Origin of the sequence: Lentzea sp. NBRC 105346, assembly GCF_030269605.1 — a bacterium.
In the GTDB taxonomy this organism is placed as follows: domain Bacteria; phylum Actinomycetota; class Actinomycetes; order Mycobacteriales; family Pseudonocardiaceae; genus Lentzea.
Genome location: NZ_BSTQ01000007.1, coordinates 350618 through 361522 on the forward strand (window position 1 = coordinate 350618; position 10905 = coordinate 361522).

1 protein-coding gene and 3 pseudogenes are annotated in these 10905 nt (G+C 68.0%); all 4 read left to right on the forward strand.

The features are described 5' to 3' along the window. The first annotated feature begins 141 nt into the window (after positions 1-141). Entirely contained in the window at positions 142-2019 is a 1878-nt protein-coding gene (locus QSK35_RS18290) for an AMP-binding protein (RefSeq protein WP_285747612.1), read from the forward strand. Next, positions 2019-8990: pseudogene (locus QSK35_RS18295) on the forward strand (amino acid adenylation domain-containing protein); the annotation flags it as partial. The gene QSK35_RS18290 and the pseudogene QSK35_RS18295, both read left to right, overlap by 1 nt. 90 nt (positions 8991-9080) lie before the next feature. Next, a pseudogene (locus tag QSK35_RS42850) lies at positions 9081-10340 on the forward strand (AMP-binding protein); the annotation flags it as partial. Positions 10341-10472: 132 nt separating this feature from the next. Continuing rightward, a pseudogene (locus QSK35_RS42855) lies at positions 10473-10709 on the forward strand (phosphopantetheine-binding protein); the annotation flags it as partial. Between the last annotated feature and the right edge of the window lie 196 nt (positions 10710-10905).

Sequence of the window (10905 nt, forward strand, 5' to 3'; positions counted from 1 at the left end):
ATCAATGTGCCAGCCCACCCCAAGGGCAGGTCAAGAAGCGCAGAGAAAGGTGAGAGACCGCAGGTAGGTGCGTGAGAACGAGGCGAGAGCCGGTCTCTTTACATTCGCCGGAGCGATAGCTGCAGAAATGGAGTCTCGCCGATGCCCCCACGCACGCTGGCGCATGTCCTGCTCGACCACGTCGCGTCCGACGGCGAGAAGATCGCCTTCGAGTACCTGCACGACGACGGCCGGGTCGACACGCTGACCTACCGGGAGCTGCTCGACCGCGCGACCCGTGTCGCCCAGCGGCTGCCCGGCACGGGGCCGACGCTGCTGCTGTACCCGCCCGGCCTGGACTTCGTCGTCGCGGTGTACGGCTGTTTTCTCGCCGGAGTGCCCGCGGTGCCCACGTATCCGCCGCTCTTCGGCGCCGCGGATCGGATCAAGCAACGCTTCGCCCGCGTGCTCGAGGACTCCCAGGCGACCGCGCTGCTCGCCGATCCGTTCGTGCTCGAGCTGCTCACGTCGTCCGGCGCGCCGGAGGGTCTGCCGCCGGTCGTGACCCTCGACCCGGACGACCCCATCGACCGCGAGTGGAACCGGCTCCCCTCCCCCGGCGACGTGGCGCTCGTGCAGTACACGTCGGGCAGCACGAACCAGCCGAAAGGCGTCGTGCTCACCCACGGAAATCTGATGGCGAATATTCGCGCGATCAGCGACGTGTTCCGGCTCGACGAATCCACGCGCGCGATATCGTGGCTGCCGCCTTATCACGACATGGGCCTCATCGGATTCATTCTCACGCCCGTGCACGGCGGTTTTCCGGTCCGGTTGATGTCGCCGATCCACTTCCTGAAGAACCCGCTCGAATGGCTGCGGCAGATCGGCTCGCAGGGCATCACGCACACCGGCGCGCCGAACTTCGGCTACGACCTGTGCGTGCGCCGCGCGGCGGGCAAGGATCTGTCCGATGTGGACCTCAGCGCGTGGCGGCTGGCGTTCAACGGCGCCGAGCCGATCCGGCCGCGCACGCTCGCCGCGTTCGCGGAACGCTTCGCCGCCAACGGTTTCCGTCCCGAGGCGTTCCTCCCCTGTTACGGGCTGGCGGAGGCGACGTTGATCGTCACCGGGCGGCACCTGTCCGATGACTGCGTGGACGACGAAGGCCGCGTCGACTGCGGTCCGGTGATCGCGGACCACGAGGTGGCGATCGTCGATCCCGTGTCGTTGGAACGCGTTGAGGCCGAGGGTGAGATCTGGGTGCGCGGGCCGTCGATCAGCAACGGCTACCTCAACGACACCGGGCAGCCGGAGCACGAGCTTTTCGGCACGCTCGACGGTCACCGCTTCCTGCGTACCGGCGACCTCGGGTACCTGCGCGACGGCCACCTGTTCGTCACCGGACGCCGCAAGGACGTGCTGATCCAGCACGGCGTCAACCACCACGCGCACGACGTCGAGGCGGCCGCGGTGCTGGACAACCCGTTGCTGCGCCCGACCGCGGCGGCGTTCATGGTCGACGACGAACTCGTGGTGGCGGTGGAGCTCGCCCGTAGGGACGCCGACCCGGAGGAGCTGTCGATCGACGTCCGCGCGGCCGTGCTCACCGGCACCGGCGCGCGCGTCGACACCGTCGTGCTGTGCCCGCCCGGCACGATCCCGCGCACGACGAGCGGCAAGATCCAGCGCTCGCTGGCCCGGACGCGCTATCTCGACGGGTCGTTGGGCGGGGTGGTCACGTCTGCTCCCGTTGGTGCGGACGGCGAACCGGTCGAGCAGTTCTTCGGCAGCGTGTTCGCCGCGGTGTGCGAGGTGCCCGCGTGCGGGCCGACACAGACGTTGAGCAGCATCGGCGGCGACTCCATCCGTGGCGCCGAGATCGCCGCCATCACCGAGGACGCGCTGGGGCTGCCGGTGCCGATCGAGGTGGTGCTCGAAGCGCAGTCACCGCGTGAACTGACCAGGCGACTGCTGACCCGCTGGGCGTCCGACGGGGTCACCGCGACGCTCGTGGCCGACCGGATCGGGAGCCTGTAGTGGACCTCGGACGCGATCTCGTAGCCCGCTGGCGCACCCGCAGCACGCCCGCCGCGACCGGGCCGAACCCGACGCAGGAGGGCCTGCGGCTGTTCGAGGAGATCCACCCCGGCACCGCGGTCAACGTCCTGTCGTTCGTCGCCTCCGTTCCCGGAAGCCTTGATGTCGAACGACTTCAGGCCGCCGTCGCGACGGTCGTCGCCCGGCACCCGATTCTCGGCCCCGGTGAGCCGGTCGTCTCGACTCTCGGCAACCGCGCGGAAGCGTTGGCAGCGGCCGAACGGCTCGCTTCGGCCCCCATGGACCTCGACACCGGGCCGCTGTGGCGGTTCGCGGTGTACCGCCTCGACGACGAGACGCTCCTGCAGGTCGTCGCGCACCACTACGTGTCCGACGGCTGGTCGCTCGGCGTCTTCCTAGCCGAGTTGTGCGCCGCCTACTCGGGTCACGAGCTGCCCGCGCCGCAGCCGATGCCCGCGAGATCGACGTCGGTCACCGACGCCGATCTCGCTTACTGGCACGAGAAACTCGCCGACCTGCCCTCGCTGGCCGTGCCCACCGACCGGCCCCGGCCGGCGCGACCGCGGTTCCGGTCCGCCACCGTGCCGCTCACCCTGAACCACGCGGTCCGCTCCTCCGACGGCGTGACGCCGTTCATGGTGTTGCTCAGCGCCCTGCACCTCGCCGTGTCGAAGACGTCCGGCCAGACCGACATCGTGATCGGATCGCCTGCCGCGACGCGCGAACGGCACCTCGCGCCGCGCGCGATCGGCCCGCTGGTGAACATGCTGGCCCTGCGCACCGACAGCTCGGAGGCCTCGACCGGCCGGGAGTTGTTGAACGCGGTCAAGGAGACGTGCCTCGGTGCGTATGCGCACGCGCACGTACCGTTCGAGCAGGTCGGCAGCCCCGAGTTCCGGGTGATGTGCGTGCTGCAGGACGGTTTGCCGTCGTTCGAACTGGACGGCCTGCCCGTCACGCCGGTCCTGATGGCGCCCGCGGCGATCCAGTACGACCTGGAGCTGTACCTGTGGCTGACTCCGGACGGTCTGACCGGGTTCCTCGGCTACGACACGGATCTGTACGACGCCGCGACCGCGGAGTTGATCGCCGACCGGTTCGGTGTCGCGCTCACGTCGTTGCTCACGTCGCTCGACACACCGCTCGAGGACCTCGATGTGCGCACCGAAGCCGAACGTTCCCGGCTCGAGTCGCTCGTCTCCGGCCACAACGCCTCTGCGCCCACTCGGTGCGTGCACGAGCTGGTCGAGGCGCAGGCCGACCGCACTCCTGATGCCGTTGCGCTGCGGGCGATCGACGGCACGCTCACCTACCGCGAGCTGGACGCGTCGGCCAACCGGCTGGCGCACGATCTCGTGAATCGCGGTGTCCGTCCTGGTGATCTGGTCGGCGTGTGCCTGCCGCGCGACAGCAGGTTGATCATCGCGTTGCTGGGTGTGCTGAAGGCGGGCGCGGCGTACGTGCCGATCGATCCGGGCTATCCGTCGGAACGTATCCAGTTCATGCTGGCGGACGCCGCCGCACCCGTGCTCATCAGCGACGACACGTATGCGTTGTCCGGCAACGACTCGCGGCCGCATGTGCCGGTCGGTTCCGACGACCTGGCGTACACGATCTACACCTCGGGCTCGACCGGCCGCCCCAAGGGTGTGTTGATCGAACACCGGCAGACGGTCGCCATGCTCGAGTGGGCGGTGCGGGTGTTCCCCTCCGAGGTGCTGGCGGAGACGCTGGCCGGCACGTCTGTGTGCTTCGACCTGTCGGTGTTCGAGATCTTCGCGCCGCTGGTGTGCGGCGCCACGGTCACGTTGGCGCCCAACGACACCCTCGACCTGATCCACTCTCCTTCATCGTTCGGTCACGTGACTTTGATCGACACCGTGCCGTCGGTCGGCCGCGAACTGCTGGCCGCGGGCGCCATCCCGGCCTCGGTGCGGATGATCAACCTCGCCGGCGAGCCGCTGCCTCCGGACCTCGTGCGCGATCTGCGCGGGTACCGGGTGAACAACCTCTACGGCCCCAGTGAGGACACCACGTACTCGACGTGGGTCGCCACCGATCCGGCGCACGACCGCACGCCGATCGGGCGTCCGGTGGACGGGACGCAGGCCCACGTGCTCGACGCCCAGCTGCGGCCGGTGCCGTTGGGCGCGGCCGGTGAGCTGTACCTCTCCGGCCTTGGCGTGACCCGCGGCTACCACGCGCGTCCGGGCCTCACGGCCGAGAGATACCTGCCGAATCCCTTCGGACCGGGGCGGATGTACCGGACCGGCGACCTGGTGCGGTGGCGCACGGACGGCCACCTCGACTACCTCGGCCGGGCCGACCACCAGGTCAAGATCCGCGGGTACCGGATCGAGCTCGGCGAGATCGAAACCGCACTGCGCGAACAGGAATCCGTCACCGAGGCGGTGGTCGTCGCGCTCGACCAACGCCTGGTCGCCTATGTCGCCGGGACCGTGGACACCGCCGCTCTCCGCTCGCGGTTGCCCGGTCACCTGATCCCCAACCAGGTCATCACGCTCGACACACTGCCGTTGACCCCGAACGGGAAGGTGGACCGCAAGGCGCTGCCCGCACCGGCCGCCGTGGTCAGCGAAGCCCCGCGCACGTCGTTGGAAAAGCTGGTCGCCGGGCTCTGGGAGGAGCTGCTCGGCCGTCCGGCCGGAGTGCACGACGACTTCTTCACCATCGGTGGCCACTCGCTGCTGGCCACGCGCCTGACGCACCGGCTGACCACGGAGCTCGGCACGACCGTGCCGTTGCGCCTGGTGTTCGACCACCCCACGGTCGCGGAGCTGGCCGCCAACCTGCCCGCGCGCGGCTCGCACATCCGGATTCCCGCCACCAAACGGATCCTGAACGACGACGGCACGATCACGCTGCCCGCGTCCGCCAGTCAGGCGCGCCTGTGGTTCCTGTGCCAGCTCGACCCTAAGGCCCACCAGGCGTACGAGATCACCGGCGGCGCGCGCATCGACGGACCGCTCGACCCCGACCGGCTGATCACGGCGATTCGCCGGGTCGCGCAACGGCACGAGTCGCTGCGCACCACGTTGAGCATCGTCGACGGCGAGGTCGTGCAGACGATCCATCCGGTGTGGGAGCCGGAGCACAGCCTGTTCCGCTTCTCGCTGGACGACCGGTTCCTGCGGCTGTCACTGCACCACGCGATCGCGGACGGCTGGTCGTTGACTGTGCTGCTGAAGGAGATCGCGTCGCTGTACCAGGGCATCGAGCCCGCGGCACCCGTGCAGTACGCGGACTTCGCCGCGTGGCACGAACCCGGCGACCATCTCGACCATTGGCGCGCGAAGCTGGCCGGCGCGGCGACCCTGGACCTGCCGACCGACAAGCCCCGGCCGCCGCACCAGACGCACCACGGCGCGGCCGTCCCGATCTCTTTGTCGGGGGTGGACGAGATCGCCCGGCGGACCGGCACGACGGCGTTCGCGGTCATCACGACCGCGCTGACCTCGTTGCTCACCAAGCTGTCCGGGCAGCACGACGTCACGATCGGCATCCCGGCGACCGGCCGCACGCACCCGGACACGGAGTCGATCATCGGCTTCCTGGTGAACAGCCTGCCGTTGCGCCGGATCACGACACCGGCCACGACGCTGGCGCAGGCGTTGCGCGACACGCACGCCGAGCTGGCCGATACGCACCGGCACAGCGACACACCGTTCGAGCAGCTCGTGCACCACCTGCGGCCGGAGCGCGACCAGAGCCGCAGCCCGTTCTTCCAGGTGATGCTGGCGCTGAACGTCGAACCGCCGCAGCGGCTCGACATCCCCGGCCTCTCGTTCACCCGCGTCGACGAGCCGCCCGCGGGGACCCAGTTCGACCTGTCGCTGCACCTGGAGCAGTCCGGTGATGCCATCACCGGCTTCCTGACCTACAACACCGACCTGTACGAGACGTCGACCGCGCGTCTGTTCGTCGAACGCCTGGCCGCCATGATCACGGCGCTTGACTCGTCGCCGGATACGACGTTGGCTTCGCTCGACATCCGTACCCCCGCCGAGCGCACGCTGGTCGCGGAGCTGGGCACCGGCCGGCCGGCGACGTTCCCGGACCGGTGCGTGCACCAGCTGTTCGAGGCGCAGGTCGACCGGACGCCGGACGCGGTGGCGTTGCGGGCGGCCGACGGCACCTTCACCTACCGCGAGCTCGACACGCTGGCCAACCGCGTCGGCCAGTACCTGGTCGACCTCGACATCCAGCCCGGCGCGCTCGTCGGTGTCTGCCTGCCGCGGGACTCGCGGTTGGTCGCGTCGATGCTCGGCATCCTGAAGGTGGGCTGCGCCTACGTGCCGATCGACCCCGCCTACCCTGCCGAACGGGTCCGCTTCATCGTCGAGGACACGTCGGCGCCGTTCCTCATCACCGCCGACACGTTCGAACTGTCCGATGTGGATGCTCGACCGGTGAACATCGCGCGGCCGTCGCACCTCGCGTGCACGATCTACACCTCCGGTTCGACCGGCCGCCCCAAGGGCGTGATGATCGAACACCGGCAGACCGCCGCCATGCTCGAGTGGGCCGTGCGGGTCTTTCCTCCGGAAGTGCTGGCGGAAACGCTTGCGGCCACGTCGGTCTGCTTCGACCTGTCGGTGTTCGAGATCTTCGCGCCGCTGGTTTCGGGCGCCACGGTGACGCTGGCGCCGAACGACGCGCTCGACCTCGTGCACGACCGACGCGGCTACCGGCACGTGACGCTGATCAACAGCGTGCCGTCGGTGGCGCGGGAACTGCTCGCCGCGGACGCGATCCCGCCGTCGGCGCACACGATCAACCTGGCCGGCGAGCCGCTGCCGCCCGCTCTGGTCCAGGACCTGTACTCGCATCCCGTGGTCTCGTCAGTGCACAACCTGTACGGGCCGAGCGAGGACACCACGTACTCCACTCACGCGGTGACCAACCCCGGCCACGACCGCACCCCGATTGGACGGCCGGTCGACGGGACGTCCGCTCTTGTACTGGACTCCTGCCTGCGCCCGGTGCCGCTGGGTGCGATCGGCGAGCTTTACCTCTCCGGTCTCGGGGTGACCCGTGGCTATCACGCGCGTCCCTCGTTGACCGCTTCCCGTTACCTCCCCAACCCGTTCGGGCCTGGGCGGATGTACCGGACCGGCGACCTCGTGCGGTGGCGGCCCGACGGTCAGCTCGACTACCTCGGCCGCACCGACCACCAGGTCAAGATCCGCGGGCACCGGGTCGAGCTCGGCGAGATCGAGACCGCCCTGCGCAGGCAGGTGTCCGACGCCGTCGTGACCGTGCACGAGCAACGGCTCGTCGCCTATGTGGTCGGAGCCGTTGACCTCGGGTTGTTGCGGGAACAGCTGCCGGGCCACCTGGTTCCGAACCAGGTGGTGGTGTTGGACGCGTTGCCGTTGACCCCCAACGGGAAGGTCGACCGGGCTGCGCTGCCCGAGCCGGTGGTCGTCGCGCCCGCGTCGTTGGAGCTGCCCGCCACACCGTCGGAGAAGCTGGTCGCGGACCTGTTCGCGGAACTGCTGCAGGTGCCCGAGTTCGGGTTGCACGACAACTTCTTCGACCTCGGCGGCCATTCGTTGCTCGCCACCCGCCTCACGCACCGGCTGACCACCGCGCTCGACACCACGGTGCCGCTACGCCTGATCTTCGACCACCCGACGGTGTCTTCGCTCGCCGCGCACCTGCCGGTCAACTCCGATCTGGCGCCTATTCCACTGCTGCCGCGCTCTTCTGGTTTCCTGCCCGCCTCGGCCGCGCAGAAGCGGTTGTGGTTCCTGTGCCGGCTCGATCCGCAGGCGAACCTCGCTTACCACATCACCGGCGCGGCGGAGATCGACGGACCACTCGACGTTTCGCGGCTGCGGTCCGCGTTGCGTCTCACCGTGTCGCGGCACGAGTCGCTGCGGACCTCGTTGCGGGAGATCGACGAGGAAATCGTCCAGGTCGTTTCGCCCACGCCTGTCGTGCTGCTGACCGAGATCTCCACTCCTGACTGGGAGCAGGTTGTCGCGGCTGAGGCCGCTGTTCCATTCGATCTCTCGGCCGGGCCATTGCTGCGGGCCGTGCTGGTGCATGTCGAGGAGGATCGGCACGTCCTGTTGTTGAGCATGCATCACGTGATCTCCGACGGCTGGTCGGTCGACCTGCTGCTGCGTGAGATCACTGCGCACTACTCGGGTGATTCGCTGCCTGCTCCTTCTGTCCAGTACGCGGACTTCGCCGCGTGGCAACAGTTCTCTGGCGATGTCGACTACTGGCGCGATCATCTGGCTGGCGCCGCGACGTTGGACCTGCCTACCGATCGGCCCCGGCCAGCTCGCCAGACGTTCAACGGCGACAGCGTTCCGCTGAACCTGCCTGTGCCGCAGTTGCCCGGTGTCACGACGTTCACCGCTTTGGCTACCGCGCTGGGGGTGCTGCTGACCAAACTCACCGGGCAGCACAGTGTCACGATCGGTACGCCTACCAGTGGGCGCAACCACCCGGATACGACCGGGCTGATCGGCTTGCTGGTCAACACTTTGCCGTTGCACCTGCGGACTACACCGGCCACGACGTTGGCCGAGGCTTTGCGGATGACGCAGGCCGCGGTGCTCGACCTGCATCTGCACGAGGTTCCGTTTGAGCGGCTGGTGCAGGAGCTGGCGCCGGAACGCGATCAGAGCCGCGCGCCGTTCTTCCAGGTGATGCTGGCGGTCAACAGCACGCCGCCTACCTACTGGTTGCCCAACCTGACCGTGCGGCCGCTGCCTGTGCCGCAGACGGCTACCCAGTTCGATCTCGTGCTGCAGGTCGAGGAACGGGTTGGTTCGGTGACCGGGCGGCTCGTCTTCAACACCGATCTGTACGACCGGTCCACCATGCAGCTCTTCGCTTCTCGGTTGACCGGGGTGCTCGAGGCTCTGGTGTCGGTGCCGGACATGCCGCTGTCCGCTTTGGACGTCCGTGGCAGCGCTGAACGCATTCGGCTGACCGCTTTGGAGACCGGGCGTGGCGCGTCGGCGCCTGGTTTGTGCGTACACCAGATGTTCTCGGCCCAAGCTGCTTTGTCACCTTCGGCGGTCGCTTTGCGGGCGGTCGATGCCACGCTGAGCTACTCCGAGTTGGATGCGTTGTCGAATCGCATGGCGCATCGCTTGGTCGCCGATGGTGTTCGGCCCGGTGATCTGGTCGGCGTGTGTTTGCCCCGTGATAGCCGGTTGATCGTGACTCTGCTCGGCGTTCTGAAGGCGGGGGCGGCTTATGTGCCGATCGACCCTGCTTATCCGGCCGAGCGGGTTCGCTTCATCGTTGAGGACACCTGCGCTTCGGTGTTGATTACCGAGGAGAACTACGGGCTCTCTGCCTCGTCCGATCCGCTTGGTCTTGGCGCTGTGGACGACCTGGCGTACACGATCTATACGTCTGGTTCCACCGGCCGTCCCAAGGGCGTGATGATCGAGCATCGGCAGGCTGCTGCCATGCTCGAGTGGGCCGTGCGGGTGTTTCCCATTGAGGTGCTGGCGGAGACGCTTGCCTCGACGTCGATCTGCTTCGACCTGTCGGTGTTCGAGATCTTCGCGCCGCTGGTGTGTGGGGCCGCCGTGACGCTGGCGCCCAACAACGCTCTCGATCTGATCCACTCGCCTTCGTTGTTCCAGCACGTGACCTTGGTCAATACGGTTCCGTCCGTGGCTACGGAGCTCCTTGCGGCTTCGGCCATCCCGCCGCTCGTGCGGACGATGAATCTGGCTGGGGAGCCGTTGTCACCTGCTCTGGTCCGCGACCTGCATGCCTCGGTTCCCGTTGTGTACAACCTTTACGGGCCCAGCGAGGACACCACCTACTCGACTTTCGCGGTGACCTCTCCTTCGGAAGTACGTACTCCGATTGGGCGTCCTGTCGACGGAACGTGCGCTTACGTGCTGGACTCGTCGTTGCGGCCCGTGCCGATCGGTTCGGTCGGCGAGCTCTACCTGGCTGGGCTTGGCGTGACTCGGGGATACCACGCTCGGCCGTCCTTGACTGCTTCCCGGTACCTGCCCAATCCCTTTGGGCCTGGGCGGATGTACCGGACCGGGGATCTGGTGCGGTGGCGGTCTGATGGCCGGCTCGACTACCTCGGCCGCGTGGACAACCAGGTCAAGATTCGTGGGCATCGGATTGAGCTTGGGGAGATCGAGGCGGCTTTGCGCGCCCAGGCGTCGGTGGTGGATGCTGTTGTTGCTGTGCGGGACTCGTTGTTGGTCGCCTACGTCGTTGGGTGCGCGGATCTGAGCGCGTTGCGGTCTGTGTTGCCGCAGCACCTGATTCCCAACCAGGTGGTGGCTTTGGAGGCGCTGCCGTTGACTCCCAACGGGAAGGTGGATCGGCTCGCGTTGCCTGCGCCTCGTCCCGTGGTTGCTTTGCGGTCGTCGCCGCCTAGTACGCCGGCTGAGGAGTTGCTGTGTTCGATCTGGGCTGAGTTGCTGGAGCTTTCGGACGTTGGGGTGCATGACAACTTCTTTGCGCTCGGTGGGCATTCGTTGCTGGCTTCTCGGATGGTGGCACGGGTTTCGGCTCGGACTGGGGCGGATTTGGATCTGCGGGCCGTGTTCGACTACCCGACGGTCTATGAGTTGGCGGCTCGGTTGCCGGCGGGTTCCGCTCCTGCTGTGATTCCGCGGTTGCGGCGGTCGCTTGGGGGATAAGGGGTTTCGGCCTTCGGCCGCCACGTTGGCATTTTCGTGCGGGCCAGGCGCTAGGGCGCCTGTCCCGCACGAAAATGCCAACGTACCGAGACGGTGGTTGGCTGCCGTCGTGGTCCCGATCCGTTGGCTGGGTTGCGTTGTGTTGTGCGGTTGCGGGCGTGGCTGGGATGAGGTGGCTTGCGTTTTGATCGTTTTT

Excerpts from the sequence above, each read along its gene's own strand:
- QSK35_RS18290 (WP_285747612.1), top strand. The coding sequence starts at position 142 with ATGCCCCCACGCACGCTGGCGCATGTCCTGCTCGACCACGTCGCGTCC.